The organism is Pseudalkalibacillus hwajinpoensis (assembly GCF_015234585.1).
GTDB lineage: Bacteria > Bacillota > Bacilli > Bacillales > Guptibacillaceae > Guptibacillus > Guptibacillus hwajinpoensis_B.
Map to the genome: position 1 here is coordinate 64699 of NZ_JADFCM010000008.1, position 20782 is coordinate 85480.

Annotated in this window: 24 protein-coding genes and 1 other annotated feature; of the genes, 16 read left to right on the forward strand and 8 right to left on the reverse strand. The window is 39.9% G+C overall.

The features are described from left to right. Positions 1 to 98: 98 nt before the first annotated feature. Together IQ283_RS11910 and IQ283_RS11915 are read right to left on the reverse strand one after the other, a co-directional pair. Positions 99 to 1673 (reverse strand): IS1182 family transposase, encoded by a 1575-nt coding sequence (locus tag IQ283_RS11910; protein ID WP_194218178.1) that lies wholly within the window; start codon positions 1671 to 1673, stop codon positions 99 to 101. 177 nt (positions 1674 to 1850) lie between these two features. Beyond that, entirely contained in the window at positions 1851 to 2039 is a 189-nt protein-coding gene (locus IQ283_RS11915) for a hypothetical protein (RefSeq protein ID WP_194220374.1), read from the reverse strand. A gap of 140 nt (positions 2040 to 2179) precedes the next feature. Between IQ283_RS11915 and IQ283_RS11920 the strand changes: the two genes are divergently transcribed. The 5 genes from IQ283_RS11920 (at position 2180) to tyrS (ending at position 6153) form a co-directional block, all read left to right on the forward strand. After that, on the forward strand, positions 2180 to 2383 hold the full coding sequence (locus IQ283_RS11920; protein ID WP_194220375.1) for a helix-turn-helix transcriptional regulator: 204 nt from the start codon (positions 2180 to 2182) through the stop codon (positions 2381 to 2383). A gap of 2 nt (positions 2384 to 2385) precedes the next feature. Further along, entirely contained in the window at positions 2386 to 2760 is a 375-nt protein-coding gene (locus IQ283_RS11925; protein ID WP_194220376.1) for a permease, read from the forward strand. A 76-nt stretch (positions 2761 to 2836) separates the two neighbouring features. Then, positions 2837 to 3187: a hypothetical protein gene (locus IQ283_RS11930; RefSeq protein WP_194220377.1), complete on the forward strand. Its 351-nt coding sequence runs from the start codon at positions 2837 to 2839 to the stop codon at positions 3185 to 3187. Positions 3188 to 3561: 374 nt separating this feature from the next. Beyond that, the gene (hemH, locus tag IQ283_RS11935; protein WP_194220378.1) at positions 3562 to 4497 is read left to right on the forward strand and encodes a ferrochelatase; all 936 of its coding nucleotides are present in this window, start codon (positions 3562 to 3564) and stop codon (positions 4495 to 4497) included. 128 nt (positions 4498 to 4625) lie between these two features. After that, positions 4626 to 4849 (forward strand) — a binding site (T-box leader). 56 nt (positions 4850 to 4905) lie between these two features. After that, complete coding sequence (gene tyrS / locus IQ283_RS11940; RefSeq protein WP_194220379.1) at positions 4906 to 6153, forward strand: tyrosine--tRNA ligase; 1248 nt, start codon at positions 4906 to 4908, stop codon at positions 6151 to 6153. A 38-nt stretch (positions 6154 to 6191) separates the two neighbouring features. Here tyrS and IQ283_RS11945 read toward each other — a convergent pair whose 3' ends face one another. Continuing rightward, positions 6192 to 6950: a FixH family protein gene (locus IQ283_RS11945; RefSeq protein ID WP_194220380.1), complete on the reverse strand. Its 759-nt coding sequence runs from the start codon at positions 6948 to 6950 to the stop codon at positions 6192 to 6194. A gap of 243 nt (positions 6951 to 7193) precedes the next feature. Next, entirely contained in the window at positions 7194 to 8000 is an 807-nt protein-coding gene (locus IQ283_RS11950; protein WP_194220381.1) for a GNAT family N-acetyltransferase, read from the reverse strand. A gap of 123 nt (positions 8001 to 8123) precedes the next feature. Here IQ283_RS11950 and IQ283_RS11955 point away from each other — a divergent pair, with 123 nt between their 5' ends. After that, positions 8124 to 8795 (forward strand): HAD family hydrolase, encoded by a 672-nt coding sequence (locus IQ283_RS11955; protein ID WP_194222203.1) that lies wholly within the window; start codon positions 8124 to 8126, stop codon positions 8793 to 8795. Between the two features lie 4 nt (positions 8796 to 8799). Here IQ283_RS11955 and IQ283_RS11960 read toward each other — a convergent pair whose 3' ends face one another. Further along, complete coding sequence (locus IQ283_RS11960) at positions 8800 to 9327, reverse strand: isochorismatase family protein (protein ID WP_242057331.1); 528 nt, start codon at positions 9325 to 9327, stop codon at positions 8800 to 8802. 175 nt (positions 9328 to 9502) lie between these two features. Between IQ283_RS11960 and IQ283_RS11965 the strand changes: the two genes are divergently transcribed. Further along, the gene (locus tag IQ283_RS11965; RefSeq protein WP_194220382.1) at positions 9503 to 9922 is read left to right on the forward strand and encodes an organic hydroperoxide resistance protein; all 420 of its coding nucleotides are present in this window, start codon (positions 9503 to 9505) and stop codon (positions 9920 to 9922) included. An 81-nt stretch (positions 9923 to 10003) separates the two neighbouring features. Here IQ283_RS11965 and IQ283_RS11970 read toward each other — a convergent pair whose 3' ends face one another. Beyond that, positions 10004 to 10843, reverse strand: coding sequence for a transporter substrate-binding domain-containing protein (locus IQ283_RS11970; protein ID WP_194220383.1), 840 nt, complete (start codon positions 10841 to 10843; stop codon positions 10004 to 10006). 238 nt (positions 10844 to 11081) lie between these two features. Here IQ283_RS11970 and IQ283_RS11975 point away from each other — a divergent pair, with 238 nt between their 5' ends. From IQ283_RS11975 to IQ283_RS11985, 3 genes are all read left to right on the forward strand, one after another. Next, entirely contained in the window at positions 11082 to 11315 is a 234-nt protein-coding gene (locus IQ283_RS11975) for a hypothetical protein (RefSeq protein ID WP_194220384.1), read from the forward strand. A gap of 197 nt (positions 11316 to 11512) precedes the next feature. Further along, positions 11513 to 13102: a BCCT family transporter gene (locus tag IQ283_RS11980; protein WP_194220385.1), complete on the forward strand. Its 1590-nt coding sequence runs from the start codon at positions 11513 to 11515 to the stop codon at positions 13100 to 13102. Positions 13103 to 13240: 138 nt separating this feature from the next. Continuing rightward, entirely contained in the window at positions 13241 to 13594 is a 354-nt protein-coding gene (locus IQ283_RS11985) for a hypothetical protein (protein WP_194220386.1), read from the forward strand. 83 nt (positions 13595 to 13677) lie between these two features. Here the strand turns inward: IQ283_RS11985 and IQ283_RS11990 are convergent, their stop codons facing one another. Both IQ283_RS11990 and IQ283_RS11995 read right to left on the reverse strand, forming a co-directional pair. Then, positions 13678 to 14487, reverse strand: coding sequence for a ZIP family metal transporter (locus tag IQ283_RS11990; RefSeq protein WP_194220387.1), 810 nt, complete (start codon positions 14485 to 14487; stop codon positions 13678 to 13680). Positions 14488 to 14668: 181 nt separating this feature from the next. Then, complete coding sequence (locus IQ283_RS11995) at positions 14669 to 15241, reverse strand: thioredoxin family protein (protein ID WP_194220388.1); 573 nt, start codon at positions 15239 to 15241, stop codon at positions 14669 to 14671. A 152-nt stretch (positions 15242 to 15393) separates the two neighbouring features. On the opposite strand from IQ283_RS11995, the gene IQ283_RS12000 reads away from it, so the two are divergent. The 6 genes from IQ283_RS12000 to rbsD all read left to right on the forward strand — a co-directional run bounded on the left by IQ283_RS12000 (position 15394) and on the right by rbsD (position 20774). Next, a complete protein-coding gene (locus tag IQ283_RS12000) occupies positions 15394 to 15951 on the forward strand; it encodes a tyrosine-type recombinase/integrase (RefSeq protein ID WP_194220389.1) in 558 nt (185 codons plus the stop codon). Positions 15952 to 15966: 15 nt separating this feature from the next. Beyond that, a complete protein-coding gene (locus IQ283_RS12005; protein ID WP_194220390.1) occupies positions 15967 to 17439 on the forward strand; it encodes a potassium/proton antiporter in 1473 nt (490 codons plus the stop codon). Positions 17440 to 17609: 170 nt separating this feature from the next. Beyond that, a complete protein-coding gene (nei, locus tag IQ283_RS12010) occupies positions 17610 to 18434 on the forward strand; it encodes an endonuclease VIII (RefSeq protein WP_194220391.1) in 825 nt (274 codons plus the stop codon). A gap of 78 nt (positions 18435 to 18512) precedes the next feature. Continuing rightward, entirely contained in the window at positions 18513 to 19502 is a 990-nt protein-coding gene (locus IQ283_RS12015; protein ID WP_194220392.1) for a LacI family DNA-binding transcriptional regulator, read from the forward strand. Then, positions 19495 to 20385 carry a ribokinase gene (rbsK, locus tag IQ283_RS12020; protein ID WP_194220393.1) on the forward strand — a complete coding sequence of 297 codons (891 nt, stop codon included), beginning with the start codon at positions 19495 to 19497 and terminating at the stop codon, positions 20383 to 20385. The genes IQ283_RS12015 and rbsK overlap by 8 nt, the downstream gene beginning before the upstream one ends. After that, the gene (gene rbsD, locus IQ283_RS12025) at positions 20382 to 20774 is read left to right on the forward strand and encodes a D-ribose pyranase (protein ID WP_194220394.1); all 393 of its coding nucleotides are present in this window, start codon (positions 20382 to 20384) and stop codon (positions 20772 to 20774) included. The genes rbsK and rbsD overlap by 4 nt, the downstream gene beginning before the upstream one ends. The last annotated feature ends 8 nt before the right edge of the window (positions 20775 to 20782 follow it).

Here is a 20782-nt window from a genome sequence, read left to right on the forward strand (position 1 = left end):
GGCTGGGACATAACTAGCCTGAAATCGATAAAAAGGTTCCGTTCATCGTTTTTGACGAACGGAACCTTTTTTGTTTGGTTATTCCTAAGATTATTGGATCACTCCGCATTCATGGCGGTATACTTTCTCAAGTTCACCGCCATGAGCGCAAAGCCCATTTCATTTTTGACCTTCTCTTTGCCCCTTACGGACATCCGAGTGAAACCCAAAATAGCCTTCAGAAATCCAAAAACTGGCTCTACATCGATTTTCCGTTGACCGTAGATTTCACCTGTTTTTTCATCCGAAAGCAGCTGTTGAATCATATTCTTTTGTTCTTCCCATTTGGCGTTATAGAAGATCTTTCGATTCGTCCCGTCTTTTGCTTTTGTACAATGAGAACGGAACGGACAACCGGTACAGTTTTCACTTTCATATACTTTAAATTCTCGTGTGAAGCCACCTCTGTCAGTGCGATGAGAAACGTATCGGAATGGCAACTGTTTTCCATTCGGGCATGTGAATGTATCTTCTTTTTCATTGTAGTCCCAATTGGATACGTGAAACGCATCCTTCCTATAGCTTTTCTTCTTCTCTTTTCGATAGGTATTATACGTGATGAGAGGCGTGCGCTTGCGATTTTCCAGCACATCTATGTAGTTTTCTTCGCTCCCATAACCGGCATCCGCAACGACATACGTAGGCAATTGAAAGAAATCCTTTTCTACACGATCAAGAAACGGAAGAAAAGTACGTGTATCCGTTGGGTTTGGAAAGATATCGTATGCGAGTGTATATTGACCCTCCGTCGCAATTTGAAGATTGTAACCGGCTTTGAGTTGCCCGTTTTTCATATAATCCTCTTTCATACGCATGAACGTGGCATCGTGATCGGTTTTGGAATAACTGTTCCGTTCTTTGAAGATAGCCATATCGTTTTCGTATTTTGTTTTGCGCAATACGAAATCCTTCATTTGTTTAAGGAACTGCTTCGGTCCTTTTCGCTCTGAACGAAGCTGTTTTCGTTCGGTTACATCGGCACTGGTTTCAATCTTCTCATTGTATTCTCCGACTTTTTCTTCTAGCTTTTCTTCTATTTTAGAAAGTTCTTTAATGGAAAGTTGTTCTGGACTTTCCCGTTCGATTTCGGGGATCACTTCTTTTTTAATCAACTCATCGTACATCGCATTCGACTTTTCAATCAGACTCTCGCTGTACCTTTCAATAGCCTTGCGCCACACAAATGTAAACTTATTGGCATTCGCTTCAATCTTCGTACCATCAATAAAGATCGCTTCATCATCAATGAGGTCTTTTTGAACGAGCTGACAACGAAACTGTACGAAGCCCTGACGAAGAAGTTCTTTGACTTCTGGGTGAACACGGAACCGATTGATGGTGCGATAGCTGGGTTCATACCCTTGCGCTAACCACATCATCCGAACGCTATCTTTGAGGAGACCTTCAATCTTTCTTCCTGAAAAAGCCGATTGGGTGTACGCACATAAAATAACTTTCATCATCATACGTGGGTGATAAGCAGGGCATCCCGTATCACGCAGGAACGCAGAAAAAGCTTCATCCGGAATCTGTTCGACCAACTCATGGACGGCATAGGCAATATCATTTTCTTGTAATTTCATTTCTAAATCTAGGGGCAAAATCACTTGATTCATGTTATAATCTTTAAACATAAGGGCACCTCCGATGGTTATTGTGTGGTAACTATAATTTTATCAGAGGTTGCCCTTATTTTATTGTTAAATTAAGATGAAAATATAAAAAGAGTGGCCCTGCGAACAAATTCTTTGTCCGCAGGGCCACTCTTATTTTAATTTACTGGGTTTTGTCCCAGCCTCAGTTTAAGTTGGTTATCGATTTTTGTCCTTATTCCCCGTTACATCAATGGCAGGTGTATTGTTGCCAAGGTAACTTGTGGGTTGAGCTGGCTCTTCGCCATAGAAGTCTTCATTGATCTTTTCATCAACAGTGACAGGTGCTTGTCCTTTGTAGAATGAATCGTTTATCTTTTTGTTTGTTTGTGTTGTCTCACGCTTCATTTTTTACCTCCTGATTTCGTTAGGATCTTTCTAGCATGTGTAGTGAACGGAGGATTATGATTCATCACGATGTAAAGTAAGCTTTACGTAAAGTTCACTTTACTTTATAATGGAAGATGAGAAGTAAGGAGGCTTTTTAGTTGAAAAATGTACTCCGTGAGAAAAGAACAGAAAAGGGATATTCCCAGGATCGCCTAGCAGAAATACTTGGCGTATCAAGGCAAACGATTATTTCAATTGAGAAAGGTAAGTACAATCCATCTCTACCGCTCGCACTTGAAATGGCGAGATTGTTTGGAACGATTGTGGAGGAGATTTTTTATTTGGATTCTGAGGGGGATTAGAAGTGGCAATGAATAAAACGTATATCGGATTCGGCGTTTTTTTTGCGTTGAATGCTTTATTACTGATTAGTGTTGGCCTTAGCACAGGAAATGAGCCTATTCCTGTCAGTTATATGATGGTTGGTATGTCTATTATGACCTTTTGCTTAAGCTATCTTCAGCCGCAGTTTAAGGCACGGGACGAGCGAAGTCGAATGATTCGAGAGAAGGGGATGTTTTATTCGTACTTTGCTGTACTAGGTTATATCATGGTGTTTCTTTTTCTTCTACAATTCAACATAGTGAACATTAGCTCAGTAACAGTGCTGAGTGCATTAGCCGCCATGTTGATTAGCACAGTCTTTGTTTCCATGGTGATCATCGCTAAAAGACATTAATTTTTATCACGATGATTAAAGATGGCAAGAATCGGGAAACCCCTTTTGTGAGATCATAAAAAGGAGTTGGATTGACATGAGTAAATCATTACAAGCTTATTTTACAACAGAGAACGATGCAGAGAGTGCAAAAGCTGATTTGCAGGCTTATTCGGTAAGTCAATTGTCAGTTGAACATATTCCAGAAGATCAAAAACTTAGTATCGATACACCAGTTCAGGGACAGGGAACAGCTACCCCGGCTGGAGCAAATAACGATTTGTTTTTCTCTAATGAAACGCCAACAGGCAAGCAAGAAGAAAATGCTGATCCATCTGAGCAGGCGGACAGAGAGTTTCGCTACGTGTTAGCTTTTAATACAGAAGAGCAAGACGACACGGATCTGCGTGAAGTTGTATCGAAGCATAATGGCGCAATGGAAAAATAGATAAATTGGAAAAAGCTGCGCAATGATGCGCAGCTTTTTTTATGGGTGAAGTGGGGGTACCGCACCTGCCACCCGCTTGATTACCGGGTTATTCAACCACAGTATGAAATCTGAAAATGGTGGATAGGATGAAATAGAAGTGGAGGAAGAGAAAGACAGAACGCTTAATGTTCGCTATACTGTGATAGGAAGCGCATCGGAAGTGGCAAAATACATAAAGGTTTGCTTCAATAGGAGTGACACAAAACGTTACGAATTTATAGTCAGATTCCTTTGATTCAGGGGAGAAAAAAAGGTATACTGATACCTAGATAATAATGATTATAAAAAGATAGTTTATTTAATTAATCACTGTATGAGAGGGGAACACATTCATGGCTAAAAAGACAATGGGATTACTTGTAATGGCGTATGGAACGCCTTATAAAGAAGAGGATATTGAACGTTATTACACACATATTAGAAGAGGCCGCAAGCCATCTGACGAGCAGTTAAAAGATCTTCAGGACCGTTACAAAGCAATCGGTGGAATCTCACCACTTGCCAAAATTACGGAAGATCAGGCGAAAGGGCTTGAAGCTCACCTTAATGAAATTCAAGATGAAATTGAGTTTAAGCTTTATATCGGATTAAAGCATATCGAACCTTTTGTAGAAGATGCGGTACAGCAAATGCACAATGATGGTATTGAAGAAGCCGTTAGTATTGTGTTGGCGCCTCACTTCTCTACATTTAGTATCAAATCTTATAATGGACGAGCAAAAGAAGAAGCTGGAAAACTAGGTGGCCCAGTTATTCATTCTGTTGAGAGCTGGTATGACGAGCCTAAATTTATCTCTTATTGGGCGAAACGTATTAAAGAGATATTTGAGGGAATGGCAGATCAAGAACGCGAGAAATCTGTCCTAATCGTTTCCGCGCACAGTTTACCTGAAAAAATCATTGCAAATGGAGACCCTTATCCAGACCAATTGAAAGAAACGGCAGATCTTATCGTAGCAGAGTCAGGTGTGAAGAACGTGGCGATTGGTTGGCAAAGTGAAGGAAACACTCCAGATCCATGGATTGGACCAGACGTACAGGATTTAACAAGAGATCTTTATGAAAAACAAGGTTTTACATCGTTTGTTTATGCTCCAGTTGGATTCGTAGCTGATCACTTGGAAGTATTATTTGATAACGACTATGAATGTAAAGTTGTAACAGATGAAATCGGTGCAAATTATTATCGACCAGAGATGCCAAACGCACAGGAAGAATTCATCGATATTCTTTCAACTGTCGTGTTAAAAGAATTAAATAAACAATAATGAAAAAGGCGCAGTCTTGCAAGGCTGCGTTCTTTTTTGTGAGAAATTCCTAACTGCTCTTGAAGAAACAAATTGACAATTAGTATAAAAGAAGATAAAGTAATGAGAAATTCATGCATCGTAAATAACAATAGGCTAGGAAGAGGAAGCAGTAGCGTGTTATGACGAGTAGTGTCAGAGAACCAGTGGTTGGTGTGAACTGGTACAGTCTAACCGTGAATTACCCCTCAGAGCCTTCTTGATGAACAGAGTGATCTAACTAGTCAGGAACGGGAAAACCGTTATCGTATTCGAGCCGGAAGAAGTTATTTCTTCAATCAGGGTGGTATCGCGTGTAAGCCACGTCCCTACTATATAGAGGGGACGTGGCTTTTAATATGAAATTTAATAATTAGGAGGTCGACAGGAATGAACTCAGTCATGGATCAATTAACAGAAGAACAAAGAAAGGAAATGGAAAGACAATATGAGGTTTATACACATGGAACGAGTCAAGTCATTCCTGGAGATGAACTTAAGCATAAAATAGCCACTTCGATATTTAAGAATAAGCCACTTAAAGTGAAATTGGGTCTTGATCCTTCTGCGCCCGATGTCCATATTGGTCACACCGTTGTGTTAAATAAGTTAAGGCAGTTTCAAGAAAATGGCCATATCATCCAACTCATTATTGGAGACTTTACAGGTAAAATTGGTGATCCCACTGGAAAATCAACAGCAAGAGTGCAGCTAACGGATGAAGAGGTGAAACGAAATGCTGGAACTTATCTTGAGCAGTTTGGTAAGGTTCTTGATCAAAGCAAAGTGGAGCTCCACTACAATGCGGCGTGGCTATCTGAACTAAAGTTTGAAGACGTTATTGAACTCGCTGGGAAAATAACGGTTGCTCGTTTACTTGAGCGCGATGATTTTGAAAATCGAATGAAGGCGAATAAGCCTGTCTCGCTTCATGAGTTCTTCTACCCTTTAATGCAGGGCTATGATTCTGTTCATCTTGAAAGTGATATTGAGCTCGGTGGAAATGATCAGTATTTCAACGTTTTAATGGGACGTCACCTTCAAGAGCAGTTTGGAAAAGAGAAGCAAGTTGTCTTAATGATGCCTCTTCTAGAAGGATTAGACGGGGTTGAAAAAATGTCTAAATCCAAAGGGAATTACATTGGAATTACAGAGAAGCCCTCAGAGATGTATGGAAAAGCGATGTCGATTCCTGATGAGCTGGTCGTCAAATATACCGAATTAATCACGGATCTATCTCTAGAGGAAAAGCTTACGGTTCGAAAAGAAATTGAACAAGAAGAAATCCATCCAAGAACAGCTAAAATGAATCTAGCTAAGACAATCGTTCGCATGTTTCATGGAGAAAATGCTTCTGAAAAAGCAGAAGTGGAGTTTCAACAAATCTTTCAGCAAAAGCAGCTTCCAACCGATATTGAGGAAGTCATATGGGATGGAGATCGGATGGTAACTGTGCCAACATTGATCGCTAAACTAGGCATGCTACCTTCAACAAGTGAAGCTAGACGAATGGTGAAGAATGGCGGTATTAAGCTAAATGAGGTAAAAGTAACAGAAGTGAATGAGGAAATTGAAGTGAAAAATGGATTGGTCATTCAAGTGGGCAAAAGAAAATTCAAGAAAATAAAACTAGCATAGTAAAAATCCTCCCCCTCGAATAGAGGGAGAGGATTTTATTATTCTGTAATGGTGACACTTTCTTCGGTATGTTCATGAAGACCTTCATCGTTCTCTACATGGATGGTAACGGTGTAGTCACCAGCTTCATTAAAAGAAGTCGCTCCTTCGTATTCGCCATCCTTCATTTCTTCAGCGTCAACCCACTCAGCTTTTTCTTCATCTACTTTCGAAATTTCAAAGCGAACGTCAGCGCCAGTTAAAGCTTCTTCGTCTTTTTGAAGGTGTGCCATGAACGAAACATCTTCATTCGCTTTTATCTCTTCGGGCTTCATAAGATGGATGGATACGTCGCTTTCGTGTTCGTGCGCGTGTTCATCAGTTTCAGAAGCAGCTTCTTCTTCAGAACCGACCATAATTTCATTTTTCGGCATCGTATGTAAGTCGCGAGCTGTCACGTGAGATTGAACGAAGTATTTACCAGCATCGTCGAGTTCCTTTTCAGCAGTATAAACGCCTTCGCCATCATGAGAAGCTTCGATCATTTCGCTATCTTCTTTGGAGCCTTCTTTCCATACTTCAAACATAACTTCGTCAGCATCGTCTACCTTTTCTTCTCCCTGTGTAACCGTTGCAGAAAAAGTAACCTTTTCACCTTTTTCTACTTTTTCAGGAGTATCTAGTGCAACATCAAGTGTTTCGACCTGAGTTTCCTCTGCCGTCGAGGCGTTGTTAGACTCAGTTGCATTATCCTGTCCGCACGCTGCTAGCACCATAGAAATGCTAAGGATAGATACCCATGATCCGATTTTTTTCATAACAATTTTTCCTTCCCTTCATTTCTTACGTCCATTTCTGAATAAACAGTATGGCCACTTCAGTAATCTTGTAAACCTTATTCCACACTATAATAGTAAGAAAGTTATAATCTAATCTCAAGGCTAATTCACGAATAGTTGTGTCTAGCAGGCGACAAAAGAGATTGATAGAGGTTTTATATGTTTAAATCTAAAAGAGACAATAAAAAAAACGATCCTTATTGAAAGCAAGGATCGCAGAGATTAAACAAGAGCTTCTTTAGTTTCAAAATGAATCATCATCCATTTCTCGATATCTTGAAAGCCTATTCGCTTGTAAATGTTTCCTGCCTCTGGATTATCATAGAAAAGACATAGGACTTTTCCTTCCTTAAGGACGTCATAACAAAGCTTACTTGTACATTTTGAAGCATAGCCTTTTCGTTTATAATTTGCCAATGTACAAACACCAACGATCATCGCTGATTGAGAATTTTCTGCTGCGGTAGAAGCTGCTGACACGGGCTTCCCATCTTCCTCAATAAAATATGTTCTTGATACTCCTTTTTCCTGATTTCGTCGCTTTTCTTCTACGGTCTCAGATGAGTCAAACTCACCAATTTGTTCATGAAGAGAATGGATGTGACTTAGGTCAAGCGATGAGGCGACTTGTACATTGCTGAGGTTATCGAGGGCAAGTTCGTTAGTACTCTCACATTTCGCATAGAACAATTCACGGCTTGAACGAAAAGAATGGGAAACAAAGGGTTGTATTTGACTTGTGACTCGTTTAAGGCCTGACATCATAAGGAAATCGCTGTCTTCTGAAATCACTTTTCCAAAACCTTTTGCGTCAAAATCATCAGGTGCAAACGGAATATAGTTTTTTTCATATTTTAATAAAACAGCTCGCAATGTACCATCCTCTAAGAAATCACCCCAAAGCTTCTGGAAAGGTTGATCATACCCATAAGCTTCGATATCTCCTAATATGAACAAGTTCTCTGCGGCGTGTGGTGTTAATAAGGAAAGGCATTGAAGATGATCGTTTTCAGTTAATCTTCTAATCAATTGATAGTTTCCCCCTTTCTAATTCTAACAACCAATTTTACATAAAATAACACAAATGTAAATAGATTATGAAAATTTATGCTAATCTAAAATATGATGGAATTTAGAAGGGAAATGAGGCAATTGATAAAAGGCATTCTTTTTGATTTTGATGAGACGCTTTTGAATAGGAAAGACTCAGTGAATATCTTTATTCGCGACCAATATAAACGCTACCTCACATCTTTAGCAGACATAGAGGAAGAACAGTTTTGCTCACGTTTCATTACTTTAGATAACAATGGGTATACGTGGAAAGATCGCGTTTACGAACAGCTAGTAGATGAATATGAACTAACAATATCTTCAGAAGCGCTTCTAGAGGATTATATTCGTTCCTTTCACCTTCATTGTAAACCTTTCTATGGTTTGATCGATATGCTTGATCGCTTAAAAAGCAGTGGGTATTTGCTAGGTTTAATCACCAATGGAAGAACAGCATTCCAGTATAGAAATATTAGTGCTCTGGGAATTGAAAACTATTTTGACGTTATTCTTATTTCTGAACAAGAGGGCGTGAAAAAACCAGAGAAAGTGATTTTCCAGCGTGCCCTTGAGCGGCTTGATTTAAAAGCTTCTCAAACCGTCTTTATTGGGGATCATGAGATAAATGATATAAAGGGTGCTAGTGACGCTGGAATGAAAACAATTTGGAAGAAACGGTTTAATACATCCGAAGAGTTAGGAGACGCCTCGATTCAATCGTTACTAGAAATTCCACAAGTGTTGAATGAGTGGAAGCGATTAGGCATGTAGAAATTTAGCGTAATCTATCAACAAATTGATCTGTTGAGATCGTATCTGCAAACCATTGAAGTGTCTGGTTATGGTGCTGAATGATTTTTTTTGCGTTTAGTAGAGACGTGTCCCAAGTACTGTGAGCATCTTCAATTAAACTGATAGAAAATCCTTTACTATAGGCGCTCCTACATGTTGAATCCACACATACTTCTGTTTGAATACCAGATATAACAAGATGATTGATGTTTTTGGAATGGAGTTTTTCTTCCAGGCGAGTGAGGTGAAAGGCATCTGGTGTTGTTTTGTAAATTACTTCATCTTCCTTTTCGATGGTGAAAAAGGGGTGAAGCTCCCAATCAATCGTGTTCCGCTTTAGGTACTTTCCATTTGTTTCATGCTGGATATAGTAAACTGGTATGCGTTCTGATTTGGCGGAGGCGGTGATTTTTTTTAAGTTGTATAGTAGCCTGGCATCTTGGTAGACGGAAGACCCGCGATGAAACATTCCATTTTGGACATCAATGAGAAGCAGAGCAGTAGTGTTCAATCATTTTCCCCCTTAAATAAACGAACAAACGTTCTTATATAATCATACTCCGTATTTGAACGAAAATCAACCGAAATATGGAATGAAAGCATGCTTTTGTAAAAGTAAGACGTTTAAAAGGGAGGAGAAACGGGGACATTTTAGTTGTATGCAAATTAGAAGGAGCTGATATTCAATGAGTAATGTAATGTTTACTTCACAAGCAACTGCAGAAGGCGGACGTAATGGACAAGTTAAATCTTCGGACGGTTTAATTGACTTAAATCTTGTTATGCCAACAGAGAAATCAAGCGAAACGGGCTCAAACCCTGAGCAACTGTTTGCTGCTGCTTATGCGGCTTGCTATGATGGTGCGTTAAATCTTGTGGCATCTAAGAAGAAGATGGATATTGATTCGAAAATCACAGCAGATGTTAGCTTATTGAAAGATGAAGCTGACAACGGCTTCAAAATCGGCGCAGCTTTAAATGTAGAAATTAAAGGTGTAAGCCAAGAAGATGCAGAAATGCTCGCAAAAGAAGCTCACAAAGTATGCCCTTACTCCAAGGCAACGCGTGGCAACATTGACGTAGAAATTAATGCAAAAGCTGTGTAATAGATGAAAGCCGTTCTCCAACAGAGGAGAACGGCTTTTTTTCTTATCTAAAATCTGCTTTTAAACTATAAGAGAAGTAAGTTATTTCTGGAATTCAATATCTTCTGGGAGTTCTGTTACATCAGCCCCGTTAAAGAACGTCTTTGAAAGATCACGGATCGTTCCGTCTTCAAGCATTTCTTCAATTACTTCATTCACTTCAGTAATAAGCTTTTCGTTTTCCTTATTCATCAAAAGCCCGCCTTCACTTGGCATATATTGAATATCAGGATGAATGGTAAGATCAAGTTCAGGAAATGCCGCTAGAGCCAATCGCTGCAAGTAAACATCATTTAAAATGACATCGGTTCTTCCATTGTCAACGTCGCGAAGGTATTGCTCATTTGTCGCATTATCATAGATTACTTCTTCAGCGCCTTTTTCCTTTGCGAGTTTCATGAAGTTCGTTGTAGCTGCACCGGCTGCTTTCTTTCCTTCTAAATCGTCAATTGATTCAATACCGGATAGATCATCCGCACGAACGATAGCTGTGCCGTAAGAATGTTTGTAAGGCGTAGAAAGAGCGAATTTTTCTTTGCGCTCTTCTGTAATGCCGATATCATTAGCTGCCATATCAACTTTCCCTGTTTGAACAGCTGTCAGCATTCCATCAAAGCCCATTTCAACAAATTCCACTTCTAAATCCAAACGGTTGGCCAGTTCTTTCACGATTTCTACATCAAATCCGGTTAAATCGTTTGTTTCTTGCTCGTGATAAGATGTTGGATAAAGTGTACCAGAAGTCGCTATTTTAATTGACTCAGCATCCTGGATCTCTTCCCAAGCTGTTTTCTTTTCTTCTTCAGAGTTACTATTGTTGCACGCTGCTAAAACTGAAACGGCTATCAAAACGAGCAACAGAAAAAAACGATTCGATTTCATAAGCATGTCCCCCTTTTTTAAACCAGAACATTACCATAGCAAAGTAGCTTCAACTTAAGCAAACCATTTGTCCTAAATATTTCTAGTTATAAAACTGATGAGAGGCACTACCGTATAGGTTTGAATGAGGAGAATGATTCGGGTGAGACGTAATACCCAGTTTAGTTTATAGATGAGGGGGTAACTGAACCTTAATTAAATTTTTTGGAATTAATTCACTAACGGAAGGGGATTAGCTGTGAAACATTCTGTGGGGACTTTTATGCATCGGTATTCCGTTGTGCAACATCAAACACAGGTTGCGATTCAACATTCGAAACGGTCATCTAAGAAGAAGATAGATATTCGGAAGCTTTCTCAAATGACCGGTTTTTCTGAAGAACAAATTCTAGAATCGATGGAGTTCAGTGACCCAAATGTAAAAGTTTCTCGTCCGACTCTTCCGAAGCAAACTCTTTATTTGGACGTTTAATAGAAGGTCACATAAATGATGTTTGATTGAAATCGACTGCTAAAGTCGATTTTTTGTTTGTCTAAAATTTGGCGAAAAAAGGGTAAATCTGGTTAGTTTGAATTTTATAAGGGTAAATGATAATGTAGTCAGACTAGTGAAAAAATGATTGGGAAATGTCGAATTTGACTTTGCTACCAATCTGAAAGGAGAGATCTATGAAAGAAAAGGAAAGTCAAAGAAAGAACCCGGTCTTTTGGGTGTCGGGGATAGTTGTATTGTTACTGGTAATATGGGGAGCTGTGGTACCTAAGTCATTTGCATCCGTAGCAAGTTCAGTGTACTCGTTTACAACGAATGCATTTGGCTGGTTTTACTTAATAGCGGTTATTTTCTTCGTAGTTTTTTGTTTCTATTTAGCTATTAGTAAATACGGTAAAATTCGCTTAGGTCCAGATGATGAGAAACCTCAATATCCATTCTTCACCTGGATTGGCATGCTGTTTAGTGCTGGTTTTGGAGTTGGTCTTGTATTCTGGGGTGTCGCAGAGCCAATGACGCATTTCGCTAATCCACCAGCAGGTTTTGGTGTTGAAGGAGAGACAGAGCAGGCAGCAAAGCTTGCCATGCGCTATTCTTTTTTCCATTGGGGAATTCACCAGTGGTCGGTCTTTACGGTTGTAGGGCTTGTGATGGCTTATTTCCAATATAGAAAAGGTCGTAAAAGCTTAATCAGTGAAACGATTTCAAGTAAGTCTAAATCAGGAAGAAATGCACCGTGGAAGAAAATTATTAATATTCTTGCGGTCATTGCAACGGTGATGGGTGTAGCCACATCACTTGGATTTGGTATTCTGCAAATCAATGGTGGGCTGGATTATATGTACGGACTTCCGCAAAATGCGGTCGTTCAAATTAGCATTACAGCCATTCTTTTCGTCTTGTATATGGCATCTTCAACCACAGGGTTAAACAAAGGTATCAAGTACTTAAGTAATTTAAATTTAGCTTTAGCTCTTATCTTAATGCTATTCGTTCTTTTTCTTAGACCAACTGTTTTTATACTTGAGAGCTTTACATTAGCATTAGGTGGGTATATTCAGAAGTTCATTGAGATGAGTTTCTTTATGACCCCTTATCAAGGTGGAACATGGGTGAAAGAATGGACCGTGTTTTATTGGGCATGGGTCATTGCGTGGTCGCCATTTATTGGAGCTTTCGTTGCTCGTGTCTCTAAAGGACGTTCCATTCGCGAAATGATTTTTGGGGTGCTGATCGTCCCACCGTTTATTGCTATGGTGTGGATAGCTGTATTTGGAGGAGCGGCTTTCCATCTCGATCTATTTCAAGGAACAGCGATTGCCGATGCTGTTAATGAGGATGTGACAAGTGCATTATTCGTAACGCTTGAACAATTTCCGTTAACTCAAGTGTTATCGACGCTATCTATCTTTTTGATTTGCGTCTTTCTTGTTACTTCTGCGGATTCGGCTACTTTTGTTCTCGGTATGATGACATCTGACGGTGATTTGAATCCTTCTCTATTTTCAAAGCTTGTTTGGGGAACGCTTATTGCAGCTATTTCAGCAGTATTGATTATTAGTAGTGGTCTTCAGGGGCTTCAAACGGCTTCGCTTGTTGCTGCGTTACCATTTACAGTAATCTTAATTATCATGTGTTTTAACCTGTTTAAATCATTACGTAATGAAGCGAAAGAAGCAGAAGGAAAAAGAGAAAAAACGTTACTGAAAAAATTAGCCGAAGCTTCTAAAGAGAAAAAAGAAAGTCGTCAAAAACAATCTTCTTAAATTGTGATTTCCTCAGAAATTAAAAAGTAACTATATCCCTATTGCCTATGTTTCTTGTAGACTAAAGGTGTATGTGCTTAGTTTCGAGGTAGACTTAGGCCCCTATGTCACGAACTTGTGAACGAAAGAGGATTGAGAATGTCGGATATTTTATGGATTTTGTATCTTGGAGTACTTGGAGCACCAGCGATCGGGTTTTTGTTAAAAGGAAAGTATAAGACCGCTTCAATGAAGATAGACTTTCTCGTGTCAGCAACAACTTGGACAGGGTTATTTGGATATGTTACTGAAATCATCATAGGCCCAACGCTATTATGGAAATTTGTTTTTTTCCTTGGTTTACTTTGGGATCTTCTATTTGTCCTCTACTTTGATCAAAGTGATGAAGCGATCGAGGGAATGAGTGAGAACACAGTAAAGATGACAACCGTTATCTTTTCGATCATAATGCTTATTCCTCTCTATTATGGACTATTTCGCTATGCATTTTAAAATGCTGTGCTAAAACCAGAAACATTTACTAAAGGTATTAGAAAAGGCGCGTCATCCTATTAGGGATGATGCGCCTTTCTTTCTTAACCTAGTGCTACGTCAAGGACCATCATGACTGAAAAACCAATCATTAATGAGATAGATGCGATCTGCACATTCCCTTTTTCTTGTGAGCCAGGGATGATTTCTTTTGCTACTACGAAAATCATTGCTCCAGCAGCAAAGCTTAGTGCATACGGTAGTAAAGGTTGAATGTAGATAACCGCTAAGGCACCCACTACGGCAGCAATTGGCTCAACAATTCCTGATAGCTGCCCGTAGAAAAAGCTTTTGGCTCTGGACATACCGTCACCTCGAAGTGGAACAGCAACGGCGGTTCCTTCAGGGATATTTTGTATCCCAATACCGATTGCAAGCGCAATGGCACCAGCAAGTGTGGAGGTTGAAAATTCTGCAGCAACAGCTCCGAATGCTACACCAATAGCTAGACCTTCTGGAATATTGTGCATTGTAATGGAGAAAACAAGCATCGCTGTGCGGTGTTTTGCTTTTTTATCTTTAATTTCTTTAAAGTACAAATCTTCATTAATGTGAGGCAAGATGCGATCTACGAGAAGAAGGAAAAACCCTCCTAATAGAAAACCAACAACTGCAGGAATATAGCCTGGTACTCCTTGTTGTTCAGCCATTTCAATTCCGGGACTGAGCAGGGACCAAAAACTTGCAGCGATCATAACTCCGCCTGCGAATGCGAGCATACCATCAAAGACTTTCTGATTGACGGTTCTAGTAAAGAATACAAAAGATGCCCCAAGTGCTGTGGCGCCCCATGTAAACAACGTAAATAAGAATGCCTGTGTTACAGGACTTAATCCAACAATCCAATCACCCATGAGTAAACTCTCCTTCTAAGAATCTATCTATTATTTCCTATCGTCATATTTTTTGCATTCAGGAAAAATCTATACCCTCAAGTCTAATGCGACTGGTGTCGACTGTCAACATTAGTGAATTGCATAGAGCAATTCAATAATGACATGAAAAAAGCCCGGCATTTGCCAGGCTTTGGAGCTATTATTTTGTGACTGTTACCGATTGACTCAGCATTGCGAGCATATCATCCTTTATATATGTCCACATGTCATGATCAGTCGTAAAACGTTCAGTCGTTTCGCTTATAAAAGAAAGAAAGGCCTTTTTAAAGTTCGGATCTCCTTTTGGAGGAAGCGCCTGTTTGGCTTGATCCACATAAGCTTGAACTTCAGGAGCACGTGGTCCCCATCTTCCAACTTCATTTCCATTTGAATCAATCAAGACGATGATCGGAATCGATCTCGCTGTTCCATTCGTTAAATAGAGATCCATCAATTCGAGATAGTTATCGCGGATAAAATATTTGCTTTCTATTAAAGCCTCATCAGCCATTCTCATGAAAATAGGAAGGTTTACCATCGCATCACCGCACCAGTCAGCTGTTATCACAAGGGCACGTAGTTTCTCAGATTGAAGAGAATGAAGAAATTCAAGATTGGATTTTTCGAGCTCGAAATGGTTGTAGATGGTTAATAGATCATCTTTATGCTCGTCCATACTATGAATGTATTGTTGCATCGTCATACCCTGGTCAAACCAATTTGTTAGATTCATTGATAGCCCTCCTTTATTCCTACACAGTTATTATACTACGAAAGAGACACGAATTCCTTTTTTACAGAGGAGCATTCTTTCAAAGAAGCATATCAATAGTGACATAACCTATGCTGTGATACAATTGAGTCACATTAAAGGATGTGATAAGAGTGAATGCCGTCGAAGCTATCAAAAATACAAAACAGATCTATCATTTAAAAGAAGCGTTAATAAATCGATCAAAACGGGATTATTTGCTTTTCATTCTCAGTATTAATACCGGTATTCGTTTAACACCTCTTTTACATCTCACTCTTCATGATGTTATGAACAATGAGTCTTTCAAAGATTATCTTGAATCCTCTATCACAGAAACAACAGATATTTACCTCAATACAGAAGTGAAGCGGGCGCTTACACGCTACATGGATAATCAACCTCAAAAGACAAACTATTATCTTTTTCATACGAAAAAAGACCCGACACACCCTATTACAAGACAGCAGGTTCATCGAATCTTATCCCAGGCTGGGAAAGAGGCGGGATTAGATCAACCGATTAGCTTCCATAGTTTAAGGAAAACATTTGGTTATCAGGCCTTTCAACAGGGAGTTGCTGTGTCATTAATTCAGAAGATATATGGTCATGCAACTAGAAGTGAAACATTAAAATATATTGGTATAAATTCTGCTCAGATTCCGAAACTGAAAATTGATGTTCATTTATAGAAGGGAGGGAAACCGATGGAGACGAATATAGTCATTTTATTTAGCGCCATCTTTTTAATTGGCGGAGTTCTAATGGCGAAGTTTTCTTCTCGTTTAGGCGTACCGGCACTCGTATTATTTATTATCGTTGGAATGATATTTGGTAGCGACGGACTTGGGTATATTTATTTTGATAACGCGTCACTCACGCAGTCACTTGGCATATTAGCGCTCGTACTCATTCTATTTGATGGTGGTTTGCAAACAGAATGGCGTCGTACAAAGGCTGTTCTTCCCATTTCATTATCGTTGGCAACAGTAGGGGTACTTGTGACTTCAGGCTTATTTGGTGTAGCTGCCAAAATGATTCTGGATGTTAATTGGAATGAAGCGCTGCTTCTAGGTGCGATTGTAGGGTCAACAGATGCGGCCGCCGTTTTTGCCGTATTGAAGGGGAAAAACATTAAGCGGAAACTGCAATCTACGCTCGAAGCAGAGTCGGGCTCAAATGATCCGATGGCGATGTTTCTAACACTTGCTTTATTACAACTTGCCATTGGAGAGAAAACATTTGGTGCATCCGTGATTCTTTCATTCTTCTGGCAAATGGGAGCTGGACTCTTATTAGGCGTGCTATTCGGATATTTAGCATCATGGGCAATGAAGAAAGTCGAATTGGGATCGAACGGTTTATATCCTGTTCTTTCGATTGCTATTGCCTTAATTACATACAGCGCGACAGATTTGATTAACGCAAGCGGTTTGCTTGCCGTTTATGCTGCTGCCCTTGTACTTGGTAATACGAAAAGTCTTCCGTATGGACAAGCGATTTTCCGGTTTCATGATGGGATCGCATGGATGATGCAAATCTTGATGTTTATTATGCTGGGTCTCCTTGTAAATCCTTCTGAATTATTTTCAACTTGGATTGTATTAAAAGGATTAGCTCTTTCTCTCATCTTGATTTTTATTGCTCGTCCGATTGCAGTGTTTCTTTCGAGTCTACCGTTTAAATTTACAATAAAAGAAAAAAGCTTCCTTGCTTGGGCAGGATTAAGAGGGGCAGTACCGATTGTGTTAGCAACCTTCCCACTACTTGAAGGGTTAGAAAATAGCCAGCTTTTCTTTAATCTCATATTCTTTATTGTCCTTACATCAGCTCTTGTTCAAGGGGCAACCATACCATTTGTGGGGAAAAAGTTAGGTTTAACAGGTCCTGAGGTACATGTGCCTTCTCATTCTCTAGAGCTGGTTTCATCGACAACGGTAAATGCAGAAATGATTCCCTATACGATTACTTCTTCTTCTAAATTGATTGGAGAAGAACTATCCGATATATCCTTCCCGGATAAAGTGCTCGTTAGTGCGATTATTCGAAGAGATGAGCTGATTGCGCCATCTGGAGATACCAAAATCAAAGTCAACGATGTGCTTTATATTCTCGTGGAGAATCAAAAGAAATCAGAGTTAGAAAAAGTATTAGGGATCCGCAAGACCATTGGTGGATAAGAAAAAAACTAGTAGGTATCACTGAAGGGGTTCTCCATTGGAGAGCCCCTTCAGCCGTTTAGTTTATAGAAGGAAGGGGAAAATTTTATCATTGAAGGATGTTGTTCCTAAACCATCCCTCTTCAAATCAAATGAAAAAATCTACGAATCCAGAAAGAAGGTCATAGATTATGCCTGAAGGTCCAGAAATTAGAAGAGCTGCGGATCAGGTGGAAAAAGCATTACTGAAAGGACGCGTGATGGATGTTTTCTTTGCATTCGAACAGCTAAAGGGCTATGAATCCTTATTAAGTGGAGCGGAAGTAAAGAGGGTAGATACGAAAGGAAAGGCAATGCTCATTCGTTTCGATAACGGCTATACAATATATTCCCATAACCAGCTATATGGAAAATGGGTGATTCGTAATGCCTACAACTATCCAAAAACAAATCGGCAGCTTCGCTTAGCGCTACATAATGAGAAGAAGTCAGCTTTGCTTTATAGTGCATCGGATATTGAAGTTCTACGCGATGAAGAAGTGCCTCTTCATCCATTTATAGCGAAAGTTGGACCGGATTTGCTTAGTGAGGAAGTAAGCGCTGAACAATTGAAGGAACGATTTGAATCAAAGGAGTTTTGTAGAAAAAAGTGGACATCGTTACTATTAGATCAATCGTTTATAGGTGGAATTGGTAACTATTTAAGAAGTGAAATTCTCTTTCTGGCAGGAATTCATCCTGATTTACGTCCAATGGACTGCACAGATCAGCAATTAGAAAAAGCTGCTGAGGCAACGATCACTCTTGTTGAACGGTCATATAGGCATAACGGGATTACAAACGATATTGATCTTGCTATGAAGTTAAAGGAAAAAGGACAGACGCGTTCGAAATACAGGCACTGGGTCTTTAATCGTGAAGGAGAGCCGTGCCGAAATGATGGAACAGAGATTCAAAAAATCAAAGCGGGCTCAAGAAGATTATACTTCTGTCCTACGTGTCAGTCGAAAATATAAGAAAAAAACTTGCAAGCGGATTCATGCTTGTGGTAAATTATCTGTAACCGGTTACACAATGTTGAAGGAGTGAAGCAAATGGCTACAATTCGAGATGTAGCAGAGCAAGCAGGCGTATCTGTTGCTACCGTCTCTCGTGTATTAAACGATAATGGTTACGTTGGTGCAGAAACGAGAAAACGCGTGATGGATGCGATCAAAAGCTTGAACTACAGTCCAAATGAAGTAGCGCGCTCACTCTATAAACGAGAATCACGTCTTATAGGATTGCTTCTACCAGATATTACGAACCCTTTTTTCCCTCAGTTAGCGCGGGGGATAGAGGATGAAGTCAATCGAGCAGGATTCAGGTTATTACTTGGAAATAGCGATGAAGAAGCAACGAAAGAGTTGGATTACATTCAAACCTTTTTACAAAATCAAGTTGTTGGCATGATTTCAGCAACAAACAATACAGACAATGAGAATTATACAAATCTTGATCTGCCTGTCGTCTTTCTAGATCGTGTGTCAACACAACATCCATCTGTTTATGCTGATGGAATTGAAGGGGGACGGCTTGCAGCGAGAGCACTAGTTGAGAGAGGCTCAAAAAGAATTACTCTCATTAAAGGGCCTGCACATGTAAAGCCTGCGATGGATCGTTTTCAAGGAGCACTTGCAGAATTAAGTGAAGCGGAAGTTGATTTCTCTGTTCTCTCGACAACGTCTTATGCATTTGATGATGCGGGCACATGGGCTGAAGAGCTTTTTGCAAAGCATCCAGATACGGACGGAGTGATTGCAAGTAATGATATTGTTGCCATTGCGATTTTGCATGAAGCTCTTCGTCTCGGAAGAAGCATACCTGACGACTTACAATTGATTGGTTACGATGATATTCCATTCAGTAGCCTGTCCTATCCGTCATTATCAACGATCAGGCAGCCTGCATACGAAATGGGAAAAGAAGCAGCAAAGTTACTTTTGCGAATGATCCGCAAAGAAAAAGAAATTGATCAAACGATTCAATTACCAGTGACATTAATAGAACGAAATACGACAAGAAAGGTTGATCCAAATGCGTAAAGCTAAAATAGCCGTCATCGGAAGCTCTTCTATGGATCTAGTAGTTACTTCTAAGAAACGTCCAGGAGCAGGAGAAACGGTATTAGGAGAATCATTCAAAACTGTTCCAGGTGGTAAAGGGGCTAACCAGGCCGTTGCTGCAGCGCGTCTTGGTGCAGAAGTTTATATGATTGGCTGTGTAGGAGATGACCATTACGGTGAGGCAATCTTAAATAACTTTAAGAAGAATGGTGTTAAAACCAACTATGTGGAACCGGTTACAGGAGTGGAGAGTGGAACAGCTCATATCATTCTTGCAGAAGGTGATAACAGTATTGTTGTTGTCAAAGGAGCGAATGATCATATTACCCCTTCATATATCACTAAAGCAGCTAAGCTCATTGATAGCTGTGATCTAGTGATGATTCAGCAAGAAATACCTGAAGAAACGGTGGAATATGTAGCAGAGCTATGTGAGGAAAAGCAGGTTCCGTTGCTACTTAATCCAGCACCTGCAAGGGAAATCTCACAAAAGGTGATTGACGGTGCAACCTATATCACACCAAACGAACATGAAGCGGACGTTCTTTTTAATGGTCAGCCTCTTAGTGAATCGTTACGTACTTATCCTGAAAAAGTGTTCATTACGGAAGGGGCAGCTGGCGTACGCTACTTCAATGGGAAAGAAGAGGTGCTAGTTCCTTCTTTTAAAGTGAAAGCTGTTGATACGACAGGGGCAGGAGATACGTTCAACGCAGCGTTTGGTACAGCGATCGCAGAAGGCAAGGACCTGATAGAAAGCATTACGTTTGGCAATCGTGCCGCTTCTCTATCAGTTACTAGTTTTGGAGCACAGGGCGGCATGCCTACCCGTGAAGAAGTTGAAAGGAAGCTATCAGAATGAAACGAAGAGGAATGTTAAATAGTCATATTTCGAAAGTACTTGCAGATCTTGGGCATACAGATCAGATTGTCATTGCAGATGCTGGTCTCCCGGTTCCTGACGGTGTGAAGAAAATCGACCTTGCCTTAAAACCAGGTCAGCCTGCTTTTACTGACGTTGTGAACGAACTTCTTAATGAAATGGTTGTTGAACGCGTCACGCTTGCTAAAGAAATAGAAGGCAATCAGAAGGTATATGATTGGCTAAAAGGTAAGCTTCAAGATACAGAACAAGATTATGTGGATCATGAAGTATTTAAGGAGAAGACGAAGCAAGCAAAAGTTGTCATCCGTACAGGCGAGACAACGCCATATGCCAACTGTATTCTTCATTCAGGGGTAATCTTTTAAACGAGGTG